18 protein-coding genes are annotated in these 22,013 nt (G+C 74.7%); 6 read left to right on the plus strand and 12 right to left on the minus strand.

The window, feature by feature from the left end:
- The first annotated feature begins 29 nt into the window (after window positions 1–29).
- Together pulA and IE219_RS27080 are read left to right on the plus strand one after the other, a co-directional pair.
- On the plus strand, window positions 30–5,324 hold the full coding sequence (pulA, locus tag IE219_RS27075) for a pullulanase-type alpha-1,6-glucosidase (RefSeq protein ID WP_189982144.1): 5,295 nt from the start codon (window positions 30–32) through the stop codon (window positions 5,322–5,324).
- Between the two features lie 108 nt (window positions 5,325–5,432).
- Entirely contained in the window at window positions 5,433–5,765 is a 333-nt protein-coding gene (locus IE219_RS27080) for a tautomerase family protein (protein ID WP_189982146.1), read from the plus strand.
- A gap of 34 nt (window positions 5,766–5,799) precedes the next feature.
- Here IE219_RS27080 and IE219_RS27085 read toward each other — a convergent pair whose 3' ends face one another.
- A complete protein-coding gene (locus IE219_RS27085; protein WP_189982148.1) occupies window positions 5,800–6,513 on the minus strand; it encodes a TetR/AcrR family transcriptional regulator in 714 nt (237 codons plus the stop codon).
- Between the two features lie 37 nt (window positions 6,514–6,550).
- Between IE219_RS27085 and IE219_RS27090 the strand changes: the two genes are divergently transcribed.
- Window positions 6,551–7,036 (plus strand): hypothetical protein, encoded by a 486-nt coding sequence (locus IE219_RS27090; RefSeq protein WP_189982150.1) that lies wholly within the window; start codon window positions 6,551–6,553, stop codon window positions 7,034–7,036.
- Window positions 7,037–7,117: 81 nt separating this feature from the next.
- On the opposite strand, the gene IE219_RS27095 is transcribed toward IE219_RS27090, so the two are convergent.
- The 9 genes from IE219_RS27095 to IE219_RS27135 all read right to left on the minus strand — a co-directional run bounded on the left by IE219_RS27095 (window position 7,118) and on the right by IE219_RS27135 (window position 18,044).
- The gene (locus tag IE219_RS27095; protein WP_189982152.1) at window positions 7,118–8,179 is read right to left on the minus strand and encodes a PDR/VanB family oxidoreductase; all 1,062 of its coding nucleotides are present in this window, start codon (window positions 8,177–8,179) and stop codon (window positions 7,118–7,120) included.
- On the minus strand, window positions 8,179–9,063 hold the full coding sequence (locus IE219_RS27100) for a metal-dependent hydrolase (protein WP_189982154.1): 885 nt from the start codon (window positions 9,061–9,063) through the stop codon (window positions 8,179–8,181). Before IE219_RS27100 ends, IE219_RS27095 begins: the two co-directional genes overlap by 1 nt.
- Before the next feature lie 161 nt (window positions 9,064–9,224).
- On the minus strand, window positions 9,225–11,186 hold the full coding sequence (locus IE219_RS27105) for a hypothetical protein (protein ID WP_229850035.1): 1,962 nt from the start codon (window positions 11,184–11,186) through the stop codon (window positions 9,225–9,227).
- A 63-nt stretch (window positions 11,187–11,249) separates the two neighbouring features.
- On the minus strand, window positions 11,250–12,050 hold the full coding sequence (locus tag IE219_RS27110; RefSeq protein ID WP_189982156.1) for a tyrosine-protein phosphatase: 801 nt from the start codon (window positions 12,048–12,050) through the stop codon (window positions 11,250–11,252).
- Window positions 12,051–12,145: 95 nt separating this feature from the next.
- A complete protein-coding gene (locus IE219_RS27115; RefSeq protein WP_189982158.1) occupies window positions 12,146–12,691 on the minus strand; it encodes a winged helix-turn-helix domain-containing protein in 546 nt (181 codons plus the stop codon).
- 355 nt (window positions 12,692–13,046) lie between these two features.
- The gene (locus IE219_RS27120) at window positions 13,047–13,961 is read right to left on the minus strand and encodes a DUF6891 domain-containing protein (RefSeq protein ID WP_189982160.1); all 915 of its coding nucleotides are present in this window, start codon (window positions 13,959–13,961) and stop codon (window positions 13,047–13,049) included.
- A 178-nt stretch (window positions 13,962–14,139) separates the two neighbouring features.
- Complete coding sequence (gene glnII / locus IE219_RS27125) at window positions 14,140–15,171, minus strand: glutamine synthetase (RefSeq protein ID WP_189982162.1); 1,032 nt, start codon at window positions 15,169–15,171, stop codon at window positions 14,140–14,142.
- Between the two features lie 300 nt (window positions 15,172–15,471).
- Window positions 15,472–16,632, minus strand: coding sequence for an ARPP-2 domain-containing protein (locus IE219_RS27130; protein WP_189982164.1), 1,161 nt, complete (start codon window positions 16,630–16,632; stop codon window positions 15,472–15,474).
- Entirely contained in the window at window positions 16,629–18,044 is a 1,416-nt protein-coding gene (locus IE219_RS27135) for a hypothetical protein (protein ID WP_189982166.1), read from the minus strand. Before IE219_RS27135 ends, IE219_RS27130 begins: the two co-directional genes overlap by 4 nt.
- Before the next feature lie 199 nt (window positions 18,045–18,243).
- Between IE219_RS27135 and IE219_RS27140 the strand changes: the two genes are divergently transcribed.
- Together IE219_RS27140 and IE219_RS27145 are read left to right on the plus strand one after the other, a co-directional pair.
- A complete protein-coding gene (locus tag IE219_RS27140; RefSeq protein WP_189982167.1) occupies window positions 18,244–19,155 on the plus strand; it encodes a Gfo/Idh/MocA family protein in 912 nt (303 codons plus the stop codon).
- 100 nt (window positions 19,156–19,255) lie between these two features.
- Window positions 19,256–19,702, plus strand: coding sequence for a GNAT family N-acetyltransferase (locus IE219_RS27145; protein ID WP_189982169.1), 447 nt, complete (start codon window positions 19,256–19,258; stop codon window positions 19,700–19,702).
- Between the two features lie 49 nt (window positions 19,703–19,751).
- On the opposite strand, the gene IE219_RS27150 is transcribed toward IE219_RS27145, so the two are convergent.
- On the minus strand, window positions 19,752–20,114 hold the full coding sequence (locus IE219_RS27150) for an arsenate reductase family protein (RefSeq protein WP_189982171.1): 363 nt from the start codon (window positions 20,112–20,114) through the stop codon (window positions 19,752–19,754).
- 123 nt (window positions 20,115–20,237) lie between these two features.
- Between IE219_RS27150 and IE219_RS27155 the strand changes: the two genes are divergently transcribed.
- A complete protein-coding gene (locus IE219_RS27155) occupies window positions 20,238–20,513 on the plus strand; it encodes a hypothetical protein (protein WP_189982172.1) in 276 nt (91 codons plus the stop codon).
- A gap of 78 nt (window positions 20,514–20,591) precedes the next feature.
- On the opposite strand, the gene glnA is transcribed toward IE219_RS27155, so the two are convergent.
- On the minus strand, window positions 20,592–22,013 hold the full coding sequence (gene glnA, locus IE219_RS27160) for a type I glutamate--ammonia ligase (protein ID WP_189982174.1): 1,422 nt from the start codon (window positions 22,011–22,013) through the stop codon (window positions 20,592–20,594).

Raw genomic sequence — 22,013 nt, forward strand, 5'->3', positions numbered from 1 at the left:
GCCCTTTCCCGTACCTCCAGGGAGCCCCCGTGATACCCAAGAGAACGGCGGTGGCACTCGCCGTCGCCCTGTGCGCCGCCCTGGCGCCCGCCGTCCCCGCGACGGCCGCACCCCGCCCCCCGGCGCCGCCGTCGGACCGGTCGCTGGCGGCCGAGCCGGCGCGCCAGGACCTGACCCGTGAGCAGTTCTACTTCGTGCTGCCGGACCGGTTCGCCAACGGTGATGCCTCCAACGACCGGGGCGGTCTGACCGGCAGCCGTACCGCGACCGGTTTCGATCCGTCGGACAAGGGCTTCTACCAGGGCGGTGACCTGAAAGGCCTCACGCAGCGCCTCGACTACATCAAGGGCCTGGGGACGACGGCGATCTGGATGGCGCCGATCTTCAAGAACCGTCCGGTGCAGGGCGAGGGCAAGGACGCCTCGGCCGGCTACCACGGCTACTGGATCACCGACTTCACGCGGGTCGACCCGCACTTCGGCACCAACGACGACCTCAAGAAGCTCATCGCCGCCGCCCACGCCAAGGGCATGAAGGTCTTCTTCGACGTCATCACCAACCACACCGCCGACACCGTCGACTACGCCGAGAAGAAGTACGGCTACCGCTCCAAGGGCGCCTACCCCTACCTCGACAAGGACGGCCGCCCCTTCGACGACCGCGCCGGCATGGGGAAGGTCGACGCCGACTCCTTCCCGTACACCCCCGTCGAGAAGGCGAACACCAAGGTCCCCGCCTGGCTCAACGACCCGACGATGTACCACAACCGGGGCGACTCCACCTGGGAGGGCGAGAACGCCGAGTACGGCGACTTCGTCGGCCTCGACGACCTGTGGACCGAACGCCCCGAGGTCGTCGAGGGCATGAAGAGGATCTACGAGACCTGGGTCCGCGACTTCCGGATCGACGGCTTCCGCATCGACACCGTCAAACACGTCGACCTCGACTTCTGGACCCAGTGGGCCACCGCCCTCGACGCTTACGCCAAGAAGCGCGGACGCGAGGACTTCTTCATGTTCGGCGAGGTCTACTCCGCCGACACCACCGTCACCGCCCCCTACGTCACCCGCGGCCGGCTCGACGCCACCCTCGACTTCCCCTTCCAGGACGCCGCCCGCGCCTTCGCCTCCCGGAGCGCCGGCGCCGACCGCCTGGCCAAGGTCTTCCGCGACGACTACCGCTACACCACCGACAAGGCCAACGCCTACGAGCAGGTCACCTTCCTCGGCAACCACGACATGGGCCGCATGGGGACCTTCCTCAAGCAGGACAACCCCGGCGCGAGCGACGCCGAACTCGTCCGCCGCGCCACCCTCGCCAACGAAATCATGTTCCTCTCCCGGGGCAACCCGGTGATCTACTCCGGCGACGAACAGGGCTTCACCGGCGCCGGCGGCGACAAGGACGCCCGCCAGCCCCTCTTCGGCACCGGCATCGCCGACTACCTCGACGACGACCAGCTCGGCACCGACCGCACCCACGCCACCGACGCCTACGACACCGGCCACCCCCTCTACCGGTCGATCGCCGCCCTCTCCAAGCTCACCCGGGAGAACCCGGCCCTGCGCGACGGAGTCCAGGAAGAGCGCCACGCCGAGGACTCCGTCTACGCCTTCGCCCGCACCGACCCCAAGCAGCGCACCGAATACCTCGTCGCCACCAACAGCGCCACGACCCCGAAGACCGTCACCGTCCCCGCCGGCTCCGCCCGCTACCACCTCCTCTACGGCGGCCGGGGCACCGCCGCCGCGAAGGACGGCGCCGTGACCGTCACCGTCCCGGCGCTCTCCTCCCTCGTCCTCAAGGCCGACGCCCCGCTCCCGGCCCCCGCCGCGCGGCCCGCCGTCACCCTCAAGGCCCCCGCCGCCGGCGCCACCGGCACCGTCGAGCTCACCGCCGACGTCACCGGCGGCGGCCTCAACCGCGTCGTCTTCGCCGCCCAGGTCGGCAACGGCCGCTGGCAGACCCTCGGCACCGCCGACCACGCCCCCTACAAGGTCACCCAGCACGTCACCGCCCCCGCCGGCACCGCGCTGCGCTACAAGGCCGTCGCCGTCGACACCGCCGGCCGCACCGCGAGCACCACCGCCGCCACCACCGCGGGCGCGCCCCCGGCCCCCGAGAAGCCCCTCGCCGTCGAGCGCCCGTACGCGATCGTCCACTACCGGCGCGAGGACGGCGACTACGACGGCTGGACCCTCAGGGCCGCCGGCCAGGAAGCCGCCTTCACCGGCCGCGACGCCCACGGCGCCTTCGCCTGGGTGAAGCTCCCCGAGGGCGCCACCGCCGTCCCGTACACCGTCGAGAAGAACGGCACCGCCGACGGCCCGCAGCGCACCGTCCCGCTCGCCCGCACCGGCGAGGTCTGGATCACCCAGGGCCGGGACGGCCAGTCCGAGACCGCCCCGGCACCCGCCCCCCGGGACACGACCAAGGCCGTCATCCACTACCAGCGCGAGGACGGGAAGTACGACGGCTGGGGCCTCCACCTGTGGAACGGCGCCGCCCAGCCCACCGACTGGTCCAAGCCCCTCCTCCCGGCCCGCACCGACGCCTACGGCGCCGTCTACGAGGTCCCGCTCGCCGAGGGCGCCACCTCCCTCTCGTACATCCTCCACAAGGGCGACGAGAAGGACCTGCCCTCCGACCAGTCGATCGACCTCGCCGCCACCGGCAACGAGATCTGGATCCTCGCCGGACGGCAGCAGCGCCTCCTGCCCGCCTCCGGCGGCGCCCCCTCCCTCGACCTCACCAAGGCCGAGGCCCAGTGGATCGACCGCACCACCGTCGTCTGGAAGGCGAAGGCCGACGACTCCACCAGCCGGCAGCTCGTCTACGCCCCCGACGGCGGCATCACCGTCACCGACGGAGCCCTCAGCGACGAGGGCCGGTGGATCCGCCTCAACCCCGGCGGCCTCAGCGACGCCCAGAAGGCGAAGTTCCCGCACCTCAAGGACTATCCCGCCTTCACCGTCGACCCGCGCGACGCCGACCGGATCCGCGCCGCCCTGCGCGGCCAGCTCCTCGCCACCCAGCGCGCCGCCAACGGCGCCCTGCTCGCCGCCACCGGCGTGCAGACCGCCGGGGTCCTCGACGACCTCTACGCCGCCAGGGCCACCACGGCCGCCCTCGGCCCGGTCTTCGACAAGGGCCGCCCCACCCTCTCCGTGTGGGCGCCCACCGCGCACTCCGTCGCCCTCGAACTCGACGGCCGCACCGTGCCCATGCGCCGCGACGACGCCTCCGGCGTCTGGTCCGCCACCGGCAACAGGTCCTGGACCGGCAAGCCCTACCGGTACGTCGTGAAGGTCTGGGCGCCCAGCGTCCAGAAGCTTGTCGAGAACCGCGTCACCGACCCGTACGCGACCGCCCTCACCACCGACTCCGCCCGCAGCCTCGTCGTCGACCTCGCCGACCCGAAGCTCGCCCCCGCCGGCTGGCAGGGGCTGAGGAAGCCCGCCGCCGTGCCGCTGCGCGACGCCCAGATCCAGGAACTCCACGTCCGCGACTTCTCCGTCGCCGACCCCACCGTCGAGCCCGCGCTGCGCGGCACCTTCGGCGCCTTCACCGACAAGGACAGCAAGGGCTCCCGGCACCTCAAGGCCCTCGCCGACTCCGGCACCTCCTACGTCCACCTCCTCCCGGCCTTCGACATCGGCACCGTCCCCGAGAAGAAGTCCGACCGCACCGAACCCGCCTGCGACCTGAAGGTCTACGCCCCCGACTCCGAGGAGCAGCAGGCGTGCGTCGCCGCCGCCGCGGCCACGGACGCCTACAACTGGGGCTACGACCCGCTGCACTACACGGTCCCCGAGGGCTCCTACTCCACCGACCCGAACGGCACCCGCCGCACGGTCGAGTTCCGCCAGATGGTCCAGGCCCTCAACGGCCAGGGCCTGCGCACCGTCATGGACGTCGTCTACAACCACACCGTCGCCGCCGGACAGTCCGACAAGTCGATCCTCGACCGGATCGTCCCCGGCTACTACCAGCGCCTCGACGCCGCCGGCGCCGTCGCCACCTCCACCTGCTGCGCCAACACCGCCCCCGAGAACGCCATGATGGGCAAGCTCGTCGTGGACTCGGTCGTCACCTGGGCCAGGCAGTACAAGGTCGACGGCTTCCGCTTCGACCTCATGGGCCACCACCCGAAGGAGAACATCCTCGCCGTCCGCAAGGCCCTCGACGCCCTGACCGTCGCCAAGGACGGCGTCGACGGGAAGTCGATCGTCCTCTACGGCGAGGGCTGGAACTTCGGCGAGGTCGCCGACGACGCCCGCTTCGTCCAGGCCACCCAGAAGAACATGGCCGGCACCGGCGTCGCCACCTTCTCCGACCGCTCCCGCGACGCGGTCCGCGGCGGCGGCCCCTTCGACGAGGACCCCGGCGTCCAGGGCTTCGCCTCCGGCCTCTACACCGACCCCAACACCTCCACCGCCAACGGCACCCCGGCCGAGCAGAAGGCCCGCCTCCTGCACTACCAGGACCTCATCAAGGTCGGCCTCACCGGCAACCTCGCCGGCTACACCTTCACCGACACCTCCGGCCGCACCGTCAAGGGCTCCGAGGTCGACTACAACGGCTCCCCGGCCGGCTACGCCGCCGTCCCCGGCGACGCCCTCTCCTACGCCGACGCCCACGACAACGAGAGCCTCTACGACGCCCTCGCCTTCAAGCTGCCGACCGGCACCTCCCCGGCGGACCGGGCCCGCATGCAGGTCCTCGCGATGGCGACCGCCACCCTCTCCCAGGGCCCGTCGCTCTCCCAGGCCGGCACCGACCTGCTGCGCTCCAAGTCCCTGGACCGCAACTCCTTCGACAGCGGCGACTGGTACAACTCCATCCAGTGGGACTGCCGCGCGGGCAACGGCTTCGGCCGCGGCCTGCCCCCCGCCGCCGACAACACGTCCAAGTGGGGCTACGGCAAGCCGCTCCTCACCCACCCGAACCTGACGGTCGGCTGCGCCGAGATCGACGGCTCCTCCGCCGCCTTCCGGGACCTCCAGAAGATCCGCACCACCGAACCGGTCTTCTCCCTGGCCACCGCCGGGCAGGTCCAGAACGCGCTGTCCTTCCCGCTCTCCGGCAAGGACGAGACCCCCGGCGTGATCACCATGCGTCTCGGTGACCTCGTGGTCGTCCTCAACGCGACCCCGACGGCCCAGGGCCAGACGGTCGCCGGCCTCGCCGGGAAGGGCTACGCGCTCCACCCCGTCCAGGCGAAGGGCTCCGACGCGGTCGTGAAGTCCGCCGCGTACGACGCCGGTTCGGGCACCTTCACGGTCCCGGCCCGCACGGTCGCGGTCTTCCGGGCCACCCGCTGACGGACCCCGCACTCCCCGGGAACACGGGCCCCGGCCGCCTCTTGCGCGGCCGGGGCCCGTGCCGTGAGGCTGGGCCCGACGCCGCCCCGGACCCGCAGGAGCCCCGCCATGCCGCAGATCGCCGTCGACCACTCCGCGCCCCTGGACCGGCGCGGCTTCGCGCTCGCCCTGCACGCGCTCCTGGCGGAGGCCACCGGCGTTCCGGCCGCCGCCTGCACGACCCGCTTCCGGCGGGTCGAGGAAGCCTTCACCGGGACCGGCACCGCCGAACGGGCCGTGGCGCACGTGGACATCGTCCTGCGGTACGGTCGGCACGACGACGCCAAGCGCCGCATCTCCAAGGCCGTGCTGGCGCTCCTGCGCGGCCACCTCGCCCCGCCCGGGGACGCGCGCCTCTCGGTCGAGATCCGGGACTTCGAGAACTCCTACGTGGAGGGCTGAGCGGGCCCGGCACGCGCTCCCGCCGGGAGGGCCCCTACCGGGAGGGCTGGGCCGGTACGCCGGGCGCGAGGGCCAGCAGCCGGGTCACCAGCTCCGCGAACGGCCCGTCGGCCGGCTCCTCGGCCAGCACCGCCGTCAGCACCGCCGCGATCTGCTCGTCCTGCGCCGCGCTCACCGCGGTCAGCGCCGCGAAGTCGTGCACGAGCTTGACCTCCAGCTCGGCGCGCGGCACCCGCCGCCCGTCCAGCCACAGCAGCGCCGTCGACTCCGCCAGCGACACCCAGGACCGCACGACCAGTTCGAGCCGCGGCGAGGGGTCCGCCACCCCGAGGTGGGCGACGATCTGCTCGTACGCGGCCTGCCGCACCTCGTCGATCATCGCGTTGGTCGTCGACGAACCGACCGCGGGGCCGCCCCGCATCAGCGCGGCGAAGCCCGGCCCGTGGTCGTCGACGAAGTCGAAGAAGCGGCCCATCACCCGGAGCAGCCGGGCCCCCAGCGGGCCCTGCGGCGGCTCCAGGAAGCGGGCGGCCAGCTCGTCGGCGGCCCGTCGCAGCGCCGCCTCGTACAGGCTCTGCTTGCCCGGGAAGTAGTGGTAGACCAGCGGCCGGGAGATGCCCGCGGCGGCGGCGATCTCGTCGATGGAGACCTCGTCGGGGGAGCGGTTGCCGAAGAGTTCGAGGGCGACCCCGATCAGCTGCTGCTTGCGCTCCTCGACGCCCATCCTGCGCCGCACACCGGTCGTCATACGAACAGCCTAACGGGGTCCGTTACGCTCCTCGTCCATGAGCGCTTCCGACCAGGACACCCCGGCCCCCGAGGCCCCCGCGAAGGACGAACCCGGCGAGCCCGCCGAGGCGGCACCGGAGACGCCCGGGACGCCGAAGGCCAAGGACGAGGCCGAGGCCGACGCCGAGGAAGCGGCGGGGGAAGAGGCCGGGGACGAGGACGAGGCCGGGGAAGAGGACGAGGACGAGGCCGGGGAAGAGGACGAGGCGGGGGAGCGGGAGCCCGGTGAGGGCCTCACCCCCAAGCAGGCGAGACGGCTGCGCGTGGCGGCCGCCTCGGTCCTGCTGGTGGCGCTGGGCGTGGTCCTGGTGATCCGCCTCGCGAGCCGCACCTCGGTGCTGGTCGTCGGCGTCTACGGCCTCGCCATGATCCTCTGCGGGATCGTCATCGAACTCTCCCGCAACGGCCGCACCCGGCTGGGCACCTGGCTGCTGGCGGGCGGCCTGGTGGCCGCCCTGGCCGCCGACTGGATCCTGCCCTAGGTTCCTCTGCCCGGAAGGCGGCGGCCGCTGCTCCGCGGACAGGCCCCGGGCCCCGTCCCGCGAAGAGCCGCCGGACAGGGCCTAGAGGTCCAGGACGAGCTTCCTCCCCGCGCAGCGGGAGACGCAGATCAGCATGGAGTCCGCCCGCTCGGCCTCGGTGAGGAGTTCGTCCCGGTGGTCGACCTCGCCCTCCAGGACGGTCTGCACGCAGGTGCCGCAGAAGCCCTGCGTGCAGGAGTACATGAGGCCGGGGACCTCCTCCCGTACCGCCGCGAGCACCGACCGGTCGGCGGGCACCGCCACCGTCCGTCCGGAGCGCCGGAGTTCGACCTCGAAGGCGGTGCCGCCGGCCGGCGCGGGCCCCGAGAAGCGCTCCAGGCGCGGCGCCCGGCCCTCCGGCATGGCGGCGGTCACCGCCGCCATCAGCCCCTCGGGGCCGCAGCAGTAGACGGCGGTCTCGGCCGGCACCGAGGCGAGGAACCCCAGGTCGGGGTGGCCCGATTCGTCCTGGGCGACCACCGTGACACGGTCCCCGCCCAGCCGGACGAGGTCCGCCAGGTACGGCATGGAGGCGCGGGAGCGCCCGCAGTAGACCAGCCGCCAGTCGGCCCCGGCGGCCTCCGCGGCCCGGACCATCGGCAGCACCGGGGTGACGCCGATGCCGCCGGCGACGAAGACGTAGGAGGGGGCGGCGGTGAGCGGGAAGCGGTTGCGCGGGCCCCGGATCTCGACCTCGACGCCCTCGTGGAGCTGTTCGTGCACCTCCCGGGAGCCGCCCCGGCCGCCGTGCTCCTCCCCGATGAGCCGGGTCGCGATCCGGTAGACGTCCGGCCGGGCGGGGTCGCCGCACAGCGAGTACTGCCGGACCTCGCCCGAGGGCAGCACCAGGTCGATGTGGGCGCCCGGCTCCCAGGCGGGCAGCCGCTCGCCCTCCAGGCGGAGTTCGACCACGCCCTCGGCGGGGACGGCCCGGCCGGTGACCAGCACCCGGCGCGGGACGGTGGCCCCGCGCCCGTAACCGGAGACGGGGGTCTCCAGGGCGGGCAGCGGCCACAGCGGGGCGGAGCGCATCCGGGAGCGGACCGCGCGCCGGAGCAGGAGCGCGGCGCCGGCGGCGAGGGCGACGGTGGCGAGGCGGGGCATCAGCGGCCTCCGTTGGCGCCGGGGGAGGCGGCGAGGTAGGCGACGGCCTGCGCGGTGTCGCCCTCCTGGGACGGGTGGTAGGAGCGGCTCAGATAGCGGGGGACCGAGCGGAGCACGGCCGGGGTGGACGGCAGCACGCCCGCGCGGCCCCGGCGGTAGAAGTCGGCCCAGGACGCCTTCGGGTCGAGCAGGCCGGGGTCGTTCTCCATGAAGAAGCGGGTCCCGCGCTGCCAGAGGAAGACCAGCGTGCCGAAGGCGAGCGCCCAGGTGCGGGCGCGCCGCCGGTAGCCGCCGTCGAGGTGCATGAAGAGCTCGAAGGCGACCGAGCGGTGCTCGACCTCCTCGGCGCCGTGCCAGCGCAGCAGGTCCAGCATCATCGGGTCGGCGCCCCGCCGGTCCAGCTCCTCGGCGTTGAGGATCCAGTCGCCGAGGAAGGCGGTGTAGTGCTCGATGGCGGCGATGAGCGCCACCCGTTCCATCAGCCACCAGCGGCGGGCCCGGCCCGGCGGCAGCGTCCGGTCGCCGAGCAGCTTCTCGAAGAACCAGTCGACCTGCGCGGTGTACGGGGTGGGGTCGAGCCCCTGGCGGCGCAGGTGCGGCAGGACGTCGTCGTGGGCCTGGGAGTGCACGGCCTCCTGGCCGATGAAGCCGATGACGTCCTCGCGCAGCCGGTCGTCGGTGATGTACGGCAGCGCCTGCTGGTAGACGTGCACGAACCACCGCTCGCCGGCCGGGAGCAGCAGGTGCAGCACGTTGATGGTGTGGGTGGTGAAGGGGTCGCCGGGGACCCAGTGGAGCGGGGTCTCCTGCCAGTCGAAGGCCACCTTGCGGGCCTTGAGCGCGACGTGCTCCGACGCCACCGGCGCAGGCTGCGTATTAGACATGCCGTCAATGTACTGAGGGGTAGGCACGGGGAACAGGTCTTTGCACCGCCTTTTTCCACCGTACGCGCCCCGCTTGGGGCCCGCCGGACGTCCCGCTTGAAGCCGGTGACACGCACCGCTTGAAGACGGACCCGGGGTGGGCACGGGCTCCGGTGCGGGAGCTACTTCAGGGCCGGCATGCGGCGGCCGTCCTCCAGGAGCGCCGACAGCTCCGCACGGGCGCCCGGCTCCGCCCTCGCGGCCAGCACCCCGCCCTCGGCGCGGGCCGTGACCCCGCCCGTCACCTCCAGCGACGCCACGTCCGGGCCGCCCGCCGCCAGCACGTACCAGCCGCCGCCCGGCGCCTGCCACAGCGCGCCCGCCACCACCCGGGGCTCCCGGGGCCCGCAGGCCGGCGCGGTCTCCGAGCGGGCGGCCTGCGCGGCCCCCGCGCGCGGGTCCGGCGACAGGAACTGGACGAGCACCCGGGCGCCCGTCCCCCGCCAGGTCTCGGCCCGGGTGCACACCCACGCCGCCCGCCCCGCGCCCTCCGGCAGCGACTGCCGGGCGAACCGCCAGGCCCGCACCGAGCGCACCCCCTGCCCGAGGACGGTCGACAGTTGGCAGGCGGTCCGCCCCCACACCTCCCGCGCCGCCGGGTCCGTCGCCTCCGCGGGCGCGGCGGGGGAGCCCCACAGCAGCCGGGCCGGGGTCAGCTCCCCCAGGTCGGACAGGAGCAGGTCGCGCTCCCCGCCGCGCACCTCCAGGGCGTTCCACCGCGCGCACTCCTTCGCGAGCGCCGGGCTCGGCATCGCGTCGGTCACCCCGTCCGCGTCCCGGCCCAGCGGCCACGCCGCCTTCCGGGGCATCAGCAGGTCCCGCACCGAGGCGGCCGTCACCCAGGGGGCCGTCAGATAGCGGACGTTGCCCGCCGCCCGGGAGACGACCACGGCCGCCGCCTCCGGGCCCTCGGCCGCGTCGGTGCGGGCGAAGTCGAGCGCCGCGCCCGCCGTGCCGTCCACCGGCTCCGCGTAGCGCACGATCCGCAGCCCGTCGTGGAGGAGCACCACCCGGGCCCCGTCGACCAGTCCCGCGAAGAGGAGCTGCGGCGGCCCCATCGGCGGCCCCACCGGGGTCCCCGGCGTCGCCGACGACTCCACCGCGCCGCCCGGCCGCGCCCACACGGCGAGCGCCCGCCGCAGCAGCTTCGCGTCCCCCGCCAGCCCGCCGCGCGCGGGCCACACCGAGAAGTCCCGCCGGGTCGCCCCCGGCCACACGGCGGGGTTCACCCGCCGCACCTTCGCCGGGTCGAGGGCGGCCTCGGCGGCCGGGTTGCGGGCGTAGGACGGGGCGGCCGCGCCGTCCCGGCCCCAGCCGTCCCCCGGCAGTCCGAGCAGTGCCCCGCAGACCAGCAGCGCCGCCACCCCGACCAGCGCGGCCCGGCCGTGCTGCCGCCGCCGCAGCAGGTCCCCGGGCCGCGCCTGGAGCACGCACGGGTCGAACTCCGCCGACTCCAGCAGCGCGGCCCCGCTCCGCCGGGGCCCGTCCGCCGCGCCGGAGGCACCGGCGGACGCCTCCGCCCGCTCCCGCGCGGTGAGTTCGGCGAGGGCCGCGCGGGGGTCCGGCGCGCCCGCCGCCGCCAGCACGCGGAGCACCTCCGGATCGCCCTGGCGCTCCAGCCCGCGCAGCACGTACGCCGCGCGGGCCGGGCCCGACAGGTCGGACAGGAGCTGGTCCAGGGCGAGTTCCTCGGCGCCGCCCGCGCGCGGGAACAGCCGCAGCCCCCACACCTGCGGCAGCAGCGGCGGGAGCTGGGCGCGGCGCGGCAGCGCGAGCCGCCGCAGCGGCAGGCAGGCCACCAGCGCCTGCCGCAGCACCTCGGTCCGCACGTACGCGTAGCCGGGGTCCACCGCGTCCTCGGGCCGCCGGGGCTCCGGGACCGGCGGGCCGCCGGTCCGCCGCCGGGGCAGCGCGCGCTGGACGAGCGCGTGCGCGGTCAGCACCCGCCGGTTGCGGCCCATCGACGGCGGCAGGACCAGATAGGCGATGCGGACGAGGCGCGGATAGCGCTCGACGAGGGCGGCCTCGGCCTGCTCGACGTCGACGGGGCCCACGGGCGAGGGGTCGAGATCCTGGGTGCTCACGTTCAGCAGAACGAGCGATTCTTCCGATGGTCACCCCGGCCGGGCGCGGCGGGCCGGGCCCGGTCAGGCCGCGTGGACGGTGAGCCGCTCCCGGAGCAGCGCCGTGACCCGGTCGGGGACGCCCAGCCCGTCCCGTACGTAGCGCTCCACGGAGCCGTACCGTTTCGCCACCTCCTCCAGACCGGCGTCCAGGTACTCCGGGAGGACGCCGACCATCGCCAGTACGAGGTCCGGGTCGCCGCCCTGCGCGATGAAGCCCTCGATCATCGGGGCGAACGCCTGCCGCACCGCCGGGTTGACGGACAGGTACTCCTCCCGCACCGTCCCCTCGTCCGCGCCGAGCAGCGCGAGCACCACCGTCGCCGCCCACCCGGTGCGGTCCTTGCCCGCCGTGCAGTGGAACAGCAGCGGCCCGCCGCCCGGCGTCCCCAGCTCGACGAGGAGCGAGCGGTACGAGGCGCGGGCCGAGTCGCTGGTCACGAAGGCGCGGTAGGTGCCGCGCATCGCCTCGACCACCCGCCCGCCGCCGAGGTGCTCCTCGGCGAGCGCCGGATCGCCCAGCAGCGTCTTGAGCCGGGCGGCCGGCGGCAGGCCGCTCGCGGCCAGGTGGTCGGCGAGCACGTCCGCGACCAGCAGCCGGGCCCCGACCGGCAGCCGGTCGGGGCGGTCGGCCCGCTCGGCGGCGGTCCGCAGGTCGACGACGGTGCGCAGGCCGAGCCCGGCCACGGGCGCCTCGGCCGGGTCCAGCCGGTCGAGCTGCGCGGACCGCAGCACCAGACCGGCCCGGACGGAGCGCCCGCCGCCGAGCGGCAGGCCGCCGAGGTCCCGCAGGTTGGCGACGGAGGCGGCGGGGATCGCGGGCATGGGGGCGTCTCCTCCCGGTTCACGGCGTACGTCCCGACCGTAGACGCCCGCCGCCGCGTCGGCACCAGGAGCGGGGGAGGAGCGAGGGCGAGGGGTCAGGGCAGGTACTTGTAGCCGACCCGCCGCACGGTCTGGATCGTGTGGCGGTGCTCGGCGCCCAGCTTGCGGCGCAGCCGCGCCACGTGGACGTCGACCGTCCGCCCGTCGCCCACGTGCCCGTACCCCCACACCGTCTGCACCAGCTGGTCGCGGGTGTGCACCCGGTGCGGGTGGGCCACCAGGTGGGCGAGCAACTCGAACTCCAGGTAGGTCAGGTCGAGCGTCCGCCCGTCGACGGTGGCGATCCGCCGGACCGCGTCGATGCCGACCGGGCCCTCCTCGGCGGGCGGTTCGGCCACGAGCGCCGGGGCCGCGCCGGACGGCGGATGCTCCTCGGCGGGCAGCAGCACCAGGTAGCCGACCATCGGCGGCCGGCCGGGCAGGGCGGGCAGCGCGTGCGGCGGCGCGGGCAGCAGCGTGGCGCCGGGCGGCAGGAAGTCGGCGACGCGGGCGAGTCCGGCGATCTCGTCGGGCGCGACGGCGCGCAGCCGGGGGCGCTGGTGGGGGGCGAGGGGGGCGGCGGCGGTCTGGACGTGGGCCATGGGATCAGCTCTTTCGCGCGGTACGGACGGACGGGCGTCGAACGTCATGCGCGTCGGCCGAAGGCCGCGGGACCGGACACGTCTCCGGTCGGGGCTTTAGAGGGCCGACGCGTTCCTCACGCGCCGACAGCACCGGTCGAAGTCGTGGTGCTGCCGGGAGGGCCAGAAGGGCTCCAGGTCATGGACGCGGCCCCGGGCGGGGCGTCCCGCGGCGGTGTCCTTCGTCGTCCTGGCCATATCCCTATTAAAGCAGCAGGGAATGCGGCGGGGGCAGCCCCCCGTCGGCCATCCCACCAGACGAGACACCCGCCCGGACGGCCGCCGGGTGTGTCTTCGGACCGCCGCCGTCCCTGGCTCAACCCACCAGCCGCTTGCGCCAGTCCAGGCCCGGCACCAGGATCGCCGCCGACGGGTCCCCGTCCCACTCCACGGCCAGCCCCCGCCCGCGCAGCGCCGCCGCGACCTCCGCGCCGACCGCCGCCGTCGTCTCGGACCGGCCGTCGAAACCGCCGTACAGCAGGTACAGCGCCCCGCCGCCCGCCACGCCCTCCGTGCACTGCGCGTGGAAGTAGACGAAGCCGCGCGCCTCCGAGGCGCCCTCCTCCGCACCGATCTCCGCCGTCCCGCAGCTCCGGCAGCAGGTGAAGTTCTCCCGGGCGACGATCCCGGACCGGTCCAGCTCCTCGAAGACGGCCGTGATCCGCTCCGGATCGGTCACGCCCTGCCAGCCGGCCGACTCGGCGACCCGCTCCAGCCACAGCCGGTCCACCAGCTCCCGGGCCTGCTCCCGGCACACCGGCCGCTCGTCGCCGGAGACCAGGTACTCCTCGGCCGCCTCGGCGAGCGCCTCCCGGTCGTCGTAGCCGCAGCGCAGCAGCTCCCGGACCCGCTCCTCCAGCTTCGCCCGCACCTCCGCGGGCAGTTCGGGCACTTCGGGCGCCGGCGGGAAGTCCAGCCGCTCCCACTCCAGGCCCGCGTCCCAGCCGTCCTCGGCGCGCGCCCAGCCGGCCAGCGCGGCGGCCGCCCGCCCGGCGTCGCCCACCGCGGTCTCGAAGTGCCGGTCGGGGCCGCCGTCCCGGTGCTCCAGCCGGTAGGCGTCGCCGTGCTCGTGCCACACCTGCGCGTACACGTCGGGCAGGTCCGGCACCCGCTGGAGGATCAGGAAGCGGTCCCCGTCGCCGCCGACGCGGCGCACCAGCGCCGCCAGTTCGTCCGCGGAGGGCCGCAGCCGCTTCCGCCAGTCCTCGGTCCGCACCGTGATGTCGAGCATGGCCCCATCCTCGCAGCCGCCACCGACAGCGCCCCGGCCCCGGCGGAGGGGCCGTACCACCGGGGACGCCCCGGGCGCTCGGGAGGTACCGGCCCGCCGACGGCGTCCCGGACGCACGCCGGAGGGGCGCCCCCGCCGCTGCGGGGACGCCCCTCACTCACGCCCGGCGCGTCCGGTCTCAGACCTGGCCGGCCTTCTCCAGGGCGGCGCAGCAGGTGTCCACCATGAGGCGGGTCACCGTGTACGGGTCGACGTTGGCGTTCGGACGGCGGTCCTCGATGTAGCCCTTGCCGTCCTTCTCGACCTGCCACGGGATGCGGACCGAGGCGCCGCGGTCGGAGACGCCGTAGGTGTACTGGTCCCACGGGGCGGTCTCGTGCAGACCGGTCAGGCGCTCGTCGATGCCGGCGCCGTAGTTCTTGACGTGGTCGAGCGGCTTCGAGCCCTCGCCGAGCGCCTCGCACGCGGTGATGATCGCGTCGTAGCCCTCGCGCATCGCCTTGGTGGAGAAGTTGGTGTGCGCGCCCGCGCCGTTCCAGTCGCCCTTCACCGGCTTCGGGTCGAGGGTCGCGGAGACGTCGAAGTCCTCGGCCGTGCGGTAGAGCAGCCAGCGGGCCACCCACAGCTGGTCGGCGACCTCCAGCGGCGCCAGCGGACCGACCTGGAACTCCCACTGGCCGGGCATGACCTCGGCGTTGATGCCGGAGATGCCGAGACCGGCCGTGAGGCAGTTCTCCAGGTGCGCCTCGACGATCGGGCGGCCGTGGATCTCGTCCGCGCCGACGCCGCAGTAGTAGCCGCCCTGCGGGGCCGGGAAGCCGTTGACCGGGAAGCCGAGCGGGCGGGTGCCCTCGAAGAAGGTGTACTCCTGCTCGATGCCGAAGATCGGCTCCTGCGCGGCGTAGGCGGCGTACGTCTCCGCCAGCGCGGCGCGGGTGTTCGACTCGTGCGGCGTCATGTCCGTGTTGAGGACCTCGCACAGCACCAGGACGTCGTTGCCGCCGCGGATCGGGTCCGGGCAGGAGAAGACCGGGCGCAGCACGCGGTCGGAGGCGTGGCCCTTGGCCTGGTTGGTGCTGGAGCCGTCGAAGCCCCACAGCGGCAGCTCGGCCAGCGGCAGGCCCTCGCCCTCGATGATCTTCGTCTTGGAGCGGAGCTTCGCGGTCGGCTCGGTTCCGTCGATCCAGATGTATTCGGCCTTGAAGGTCACGGGGTCATCCTTAGGGCGTGGCGGGCTGCTGCGGAGAGCCGCGGCGGCTCGCGGCGCTGCGAGAAGCTGCGGTGACGGCGGTCGGCACCGGCCGGGACCGGCCCGCCGTTCGCGCGTCGTGCGTACGACCGCAGCTTGGCAACACGGGATTTCCCTTCGGTTGCCCGTTTGTGAACCCCGTGTTACTCGGCCCGGGGACAGAAGGCCCGCCCCCGCCGTACCCGGCCCGCGCCGCCCGCCCGGCCCTCCGCCGCCGCCCCTCGCTTGGCCCTTCTCCGCCGCCGCCCCCGGCCGCCCCGCTCAGCCCTTCCCCGAAGCCGCCGCCCGCGCCTCCCGCGCCGCCCGCGCGAGCCCGTTCGCGTCGAGCAGCGGGCCGAAGCCGGCCGCCGTGATCCGCCGCACCAGCTCCTCCGGGGAGATCCCCATTTCCCCGGCGGTCCGCCCCAGGTGCCAGTCGAGGGAGGCGAGCCTGCGCAGCAGGTACCCCCGCCGGACCTGGGCGTCCGACAGCCGGAAGGTCTTCAGATAGGCCGTCCGCCCCCGCCGGTCGGTGATCAGCTCCCCGATGTGCTGGCCCAGCCCGTCCCGCGCGAACGGCGGCAGGAACCGGTACAGCGTGAACGGCCCCGCCCGGTACACCCGCTCGAAGGCGTACCGCGCCTCCAGCAGCTCCCGGGCCATCAGCCCGTCGTGCGCCAGGGCCCACCGGCGCTCCTGCTCCCGCGCCGCCGCCCGCAGGTCCGCCAGGTCCCGGATGCCGCCCGCCCCGTCCCGGATGCGGGCCGCGAACTCGTGGACCGGGCCGCCGTAGCGCGCGTACTGGTGCACCAGCTCGCCGAACAGGTCCTCCACCAGCGTCGGGTGCAGCGCCCGGTAGTCCTCCGGGCCCGGCACCACGAAGGCCGAGGCCAGCGCGTCCGCGACGTACACCAGCACCCCGCACTGCCCCGGGTGCAGCTCGAAGACCCGCAGCGCCTCGGCGAGCCCCGGCACCTCCGCGCCCGCGTACGCCGCCTCCGCGCGCGGCGACAGGCCCCGCCGCAGCGCCTGCCGCGACCACTCCTCCCACAGCACCGGCGGCCCGCCGAAGTGCAGCGCCAGATAGCCCTCCAGGGCCAGGTGGAGCGGCAGGAACCGCAGCCGCCTCCCGCCCCGCCGCTTCGCCATCCGCTGCCGGGGCGCCCGCACGGGCACGGCGGCCCCCGGCGCGTCCCCGAGCCGGGTGCCGTAGGCGGCCGACTCCCGGCCGTCCCCGGACCAGTCCGCGACGAAGCCGTGCGGCACGTACGCGGTGTAGACGGTGCCGTCGCCGACCTCGACCCGCCCGTTGGGATCGTCGTACGCCTCCCGGTGCAGCCGCAGCCCCGCGACCGGCTCGGACCGCACCAGCGGCACCAGCCGCACCCCGCCCCACACCTGCGAGGGCCGGACCTCCAGCCCGGTCAGGTCGATCCCGCTCACCGGCCCCCCTCCTTCCGCTCCCGCTCGTGCGCGGCCAGGCAGTCGGCCACCCGCCGGTCCAGATAGGCGCGCAGCTCCGCCAGGCCGGTCCGGCCCTCCGCGAACCGCGCGACCTCCACCAGCGCCGGCAGGTCCTCCGCGTCGCGGATGCCGACCGTCGGCACCGACGGCCCCAGCCGGCGCACGTCGAACCCCCGCGCGTCGTATACCGGGTTCACGTGCACCGCCGCCGTCCGCCGCTCCGGATCCAGCCGCGACCGCCACACCCGCAGCACCTCGCCCGCCAGCCCCGGCGGCGCGTTGTCCCAGCCGTCCGAGACGACCACCAGCCGCTCCGGCCCGGTGTCCAGCGCGTCCAGCACCCGCAGCCCCAGCGGAGTGGGCCCGTAGGGCCGGACCAGCAGCGGGTCCGTCCCGCCCGACGTCCACAGCCCGGTGTACGCCCCCGGTGCCGCCAGCGCCTCCAGGAGGAAGTGGCAGCCGAGCGCCACGGCCAGCGGACGGCGCCGCTTCACCGCCGAACCGGAGGCGGAGAAACTGTCGTCGAGCACGCCCGCGACCCACCCCCAGCTCCCCGCGTACGGCCCCGCCGCCCGCCGCGCCGCCGTCCGCAGCGCCCCGGTCAGCTCGGCCCGCCGCGCCGCCCGCTCGGCGAGCGGCAGCGCCAGCACGTACAGCGCGAGCCGGGTCAGCGGCATCCCCGGCAGACCGCCCGCCGCCCCGGCCTCCCGCGCGGTCCGCAGCCGCTCCAGCCGGGTCATCCGCGGCGCCATCCGCTCCAGGAACACCGGCCGGGCCACCCCGTGCCGCGCCGCGAACCCCTCCGCGACCGTGAACGGCAGCCCGTACAGCGCCGCCTCCTCGTAGTGCGCCCGCCGGTACGCCTCCAGGGTCGGGTTCCCGTACCGGACCCGCCGCCCCGGCGCGAACAGGAAGTCACCGGTCTCGGCGTCGGCCGCCGGCACGTGCGCGTGCCGCAGCGCCGCCTTCACCCCCGGCCGGTACTTCACCGCGTCGAGCGCCGGATCGGGCCGCGCGGCCACCCAGTCGCGGACGATCGCGCGCGTGCGGCGGTTGTTCACCCCGGCGGCGCGCAGCGCGCGGAACAGCCGGTACACCCGCTGCGGCGCCATCCGCGCCAGCCGGGCCGCGATCAGCCGCCCCTCCCCGGGCCCCGCCTCGCCGGGAGTGCGCAGCAGGTGCTCGGCGATCAGGGCGGCGTTGTGGTCGTTGATGTCGAGCGCCAGGCAGGAGGCGTACAGCGGCCGGTAGTTGATCCTTACGTACGCGTGCAGGAAGGCGAGCGAGAACCGCTGCTCGGCGGCGGAGGACCGGAACTCCCGCTGCCCGGTCGCGGTCACGGCCGCGTTCACGAACAGCAGCACGTCCTCGGCGGCGACGAGCTCGGACACGGCGGTCCCCTGTCTGGGAGGAGGAAGGGAGCCGGCCGGGGAGAGGAGGCGCGAACAGCGAAGACGTTGCTTTACGAGGCAGGTTCCGGAAGTCGCGCCGGAGTCCCGCGGCCGGCACCGGCACGCTAACACCGTCCGGGGGACGGGATCTCCCGGATAAACCCGCGGTCCCACGGGCCCCGGCGGGCAGACTGGCCCCATGACGAACAGCGACCCCTCCGGCACCCCGCTCCGCGTCGGCCTCTTCGGCACCGGCCCCTGGGCCGCCCGCGTCCACGCCCCCGCGCTCGCCGCCCACCCCGGCGTCGAGCTCGCCGGAGTGTGGGGCCGGCGCCCCGAGGCGGCCGCCGCCCTCGCCGAAGCCACCGGCACGCGCGCGTACGACGACCCCGACGCGCTCCTCGCCGACTGCGACGCCGTCGCGATCGCCCTCCCGCCCGACGTCCAGGCCCCGCTCGCCGCCCGCGCGGCCCGCGCCGGCCGCCACCTCCTCCTCGACAAGCCCCTCGCCACCACCGTCGAGGCGGCCCGCGAGGTCGCGGACGCGGCCGACGGGGCGGGCGTCGCCTCCGTCGTCTTCTGCACGCTGCGCTTCGCGCCGGAGACCGCGGGCTGGATCGAGGAGCGGCGGACCGAGGGCGGCTGGTACGTCGGCGAGGCCCGCTGGCTCGGCTCCCTCTACGGCCCCGGCTCGGACAGCCCCTACGCGGCGAGCCCGTGGCGCCGGGAGAAGGGCGGCCTGTGGGACCTCGGCCCGCACATCCTGTCCGTGCTCATCCCGATCCTGGGCGACGTCACCGGCCTGACGGCGGCGAAGGGCCCGGACGACGTCCACCACCTGGTCCTGCGGCACGCCTCGGGCGCGAGCAGCACCGCCACCCTCGGCCTGAGCGCGCCCCCGGCGGCGGGCGGCGCGGCGCTCACCCTGCACGGCACGGCGGGCCGCGCGGAACTCCCCGCCTGGGACGGCGCGCGGACCGCGTACGGCGAGGCCGTCACCGCCCTCCTCACCGCGGCCCGCACCGGCACCCCCCACCCCTGCGACGCCCGCTTCGGCCTCCGCCTGACCGAACTCCTCACCGAGGCGGAGACCCGTGCGGCCGGCCTCTGAACCGGACGCTCCCGCCCCTGCGGCCGCCGCCGTGGCGTGCGGCCCCACGGCCGGGCCCGGCGGGGAAGGCGTCCGCGCGGGGACCCCGGTCCTGCGCAGGGTGGGACCCGCCGACCGGCGGTGGTGGGGCGAGGCACGCCTCGCGGCCCTGACGGTCTCGCCCGAGGCGTTCACGATGGACCTCGCGGACTGGCGGGCCGGCGGCGAGGCGCGCTGGCACGCCCGCCTGGACGACCCGACGGCCCTCGGCCTCGTCGCCCTCCTGGACGACCGGCCGGTGGGCCTGGCGGGCGGCCTCGTCGCCCCCGACGGCACCCCCGAACTGCGCTCCCTCTGGGTCGCGCCCGAAGCCCGGGGCCGGGGACTGGCCGCCCGGCTGGCCGGGGCCGTGGAGGAATGGGCCCGGGGGACCGGCGCGCCCCGGATCCGGCTGGCGGTCCTCACCGGCAACACCCCGGCCCGGACCCTCTACGAACGCCTCGGCTACCACCACTCCGGCACACGCCCAGGCGAGCACCTCATGACGAAACCCCTCACCGGGGACTAGGCCACTCCGCCGGGCCCTCGGGGAGAGGGCCCGGCGAGGCGGTCGGGGCTCAGCCCCGCCCGAGGGCGTCGCGGACGGCCTCCTCGGAGCGGCCGACGACGGCCGTGCCGTCGTCGGCGGTGATGATCGGCCGCTGGATCAGCTTCGGGTGCGCGGACAGCGCCCCGATCCACCGCTCCCGGTCGCCCTCCTCCCGGCCCCACTCCTTCAGGCCGAGCTCCTTCGCGACGTCCTCGCCGGTCCGGGTGATGTCCCACGGTTCGAGCCCGAGCCGGTCGAGCACGGCCCGGATCTCCTCGGCGGAGGGCACGTCCTCCAGGTACTTCCGGACGGTGTACTCGGCCCCCTCCGCGTCCAGCAGGGTGAGGGCGCCACGGCACTTCGAACAGGCGGGATTGATCCAGATCTCCATCCCCCCAAAGTACCCCCGAACCCCGTCCGACCAGGGCCGATTGTCAGTGTCCGACCGTAGAATGGAAGCTGAAGGCAAGGGCCCCGGGGAGGGCCCCCGCCACCGTTCGCCAGGAGGTAGCCCATGGCAGTCGCCGTGATCCGCAGGCCGTCCATCGAACCCTTCACGCCCCTCCAGAAGAAGGCCCTTCCGGCAGGCCGGCCCCGCGAGTGGTACGTCACGCACAACCGCCGCCTCAAGGCGATGCGCCTCGCCATCGCCCTGCTCGACGCCGGCGTCTACATCCCCTCCAAGGCCACCAACGCCACCATCCGCACCACGGCCGAGCGCATAGGCATCCACCCGCCCTCGGACACCACCTGCCGCATGGTCCGCGCCCTCATCCGCTACGGCCGCTGACCCGGCGCACACACGACGAAGGGCCGCCGCCCCGGAATCGTTCCGGGACGGCGGCCCTCACCGCGAGCGCCTCGCGGCCTAGAGGTCGAAGTACAGCTCGAACTCGTGCGGGTGCGGGCGGAGCTGGATCGGGGCGATCTCGTGGGTGCGCTTGTAGTCGATCCAGGTCTCGATCAGGTCGGAGGTGAAGACGCCGCCGGCCTGGAGGTACTCGTTGTCCTCCTCCAGGGCGCGCAGGACGGCCTCCAGGTTGGTCGGGACCTGCGGGACGCTCGCGTGCTCCTCGGGGGCGAGCTCGTAGAGGTCCTTGTCGATCGGCTCCATGGGCTCGATCTTGTTCTTGACGCCGTCGAGGCCCGCGAGGAGGAGGGCGGAGAAGGCGAGGTACGGGTTCGAGGACGGGTCCGGGGCGCGGAACTCGACGCGCTTGGCTTTCGGGTTGGAGCCCGTGATCGGGATGCGCATGGCGGCGGAGCGGTTGCGCTGCGAGTAGACCAGGTTGATCGGGGCCTCGAAGCCCGGCACCAGGCGGTGGTAGGAGTTCACCGTCGGGTTGGTGAAGGCGAGCAGTGACGGGGCGTGCTTGAGGATGCCGCCGATGTAGTAGCGGGCGGTGTCCGACAGGCCCGCGTAGCCGGCCTCGTCGTAGAACAGCGGGGTGCCGTTCGACCACAGCGACTGGTGGACGTGCATGCCCGAGCCGTTGTCGCCGAAGATCGGCTTCGGCATGAAGGTCGCGGTCTTGCCGTTCCGCCAGGCGACGTTCTTGATGATGTACTTGAACAGCATCAGGTCGTCGGCCGAGGCCAGCAGCGTGTTGAACTTGTAGTTGATCTCCGCCTGGCCGGCGGTGCCGACCTCGTGGTGCTGGCGCTCGACCTGGAGGCCGACCTTCTCCAGCTCCAGGGACATCTCCGAGCGCAGGTCGGCGAAGTGGTCGACCGGCGGGGCCGGGAAGTAGCCGCCCTTGTAGCGGACCTTGTAGCCGCGGTTGTTCTCCTCCGCACCGGTGTTCCAGGCGCCGGCCTCGGAGTCGATGTGGTAGAAGCCCTGGTTGGCGGAGGTCTCGAAGCGGACCGAGTCGAAGACGTAGAACTCGGCCTCGGGACCGAAGTACGCGGTGTCGGCGATGCCGGTGGAGGCGAGGTACGCCTCCGCCTTCTTCGCGATGTTGCGCGGGTCGCGGCTGTACTGCTCGCCCGTGATCGGGTCGTGGATGAAGAAGTTGATGTTGAGCGTCTTGTCGCGGCGGAACGGGTCCAGGCGGGCCGTGGAGAGATCGGCGCGCAGCGACATGTCGGACTCGTGGATGGCCTGGAAGCCGCGGATCGACGAGCCGTCGAAGGCCAGCTCCTCGGACGGGTCGAAGGCCGTGGCCGGGATCGAGAAGTGCTGCATCACGCCGGGAAGGTCGCAGAAGCGGACGTCGACCATCTTGACGTCCTCGTCCTTGATGAACTTCGCGGCCTCTTCGGCGTTCTGGAACCCCTGCTTGGACAT

Source organism: Streptomyces termitum, from assembly GCF_014650175.1.
GTDB classification, from domain to species: Bacteria; Actinomycetota; Actinomycetes; order Streptomycetales; family Streptomycetaceae; genus Streptomyces; species Streptomyces termitum.

Coding starts and splice junctions, on each gene's coding strand:
- IE219_RS27085 (WP_189982148.1), bottom strand. CDS start 6,513: ATGACGACCGGTGTGCGGCGCAGGATGGGCGTCGAGGAGCGCAAGCAG.
- glnA (WP_189982174.1), bottom strand. CDS start 22,013: ATGTCCAAGCAGGGGTTCCAGAACGCCGAAGAGGCCGCGAAGTTCATC.
- IE219_RS27155 (WP_189982172.1), top strand. CDS start 20,238: ATGGCAGTCGCCGTGATCCGCAGGCCGTCCATCGAACCCTTCACGCCC.
- IE219_RS27140 (WP_189982167.1), top strand. CDS start 18,244: ATGACGAACAGCGACCCCTCCGGCACCCCGCTCCGCGTCGGCCTCTTC.
- IE219_RS27150 (WP_189982171.1), bottom strand. CDS start 20,114: ATGGAGATCTGGATCAATCCCGCCTGTTCGAAGTGCCGTGGCGCCCTC.
- IE219_RS27095 (WP_189982152.1), bottom strand. CDS start 8,179: ATGCCCCGCCTCGCCACCGTCGCCCTCGCCGCCGGCGCCGCGCTCCTG.
- IE219_RS27115 (WP_189982158.1), bottom strand. CDS start 12,691: ATGGCCCACGTCCAGACCGCCGCCGCCCCCCTCGCCCCCCACCAGCGC.
- IE219_RS27120 (WP_189982160.1), bottom strand. CDS start 13,961: ATGCTCGACATCACGGTGCGGACCGAGGACTGGCGGAAGCGGCTGCGG.
- IE219_RS27090 (WP_189982150.1), top strand. CDS start 6,551: ATGAGCGCTTCCGACCAGGACACCCCGGCCCCCGAGGCCCCCGCGAAG.
- IE219_RS27100 (WP_189982154.1), bottom strand. CDS start 9,063: ATGTCTAATACGCAGCCTGCGCCGGTGGCGTCGGAGCACGTCGCGCTC.
- IE219_RS27110 (WP_189982156.1), bottom strand. CDS start 12,050: ATGCCCGCGATCCCCGCCGCCTCCGTCGCCAACCTGCGGGACCTCGGC.
- IE219_RS27080 (WP_189982146.1), top strand. CDS start 5,433: ATGCCGCAGATCGCCGTCGACCACTCCGCGCCCCTGGACCGGCGCGGC.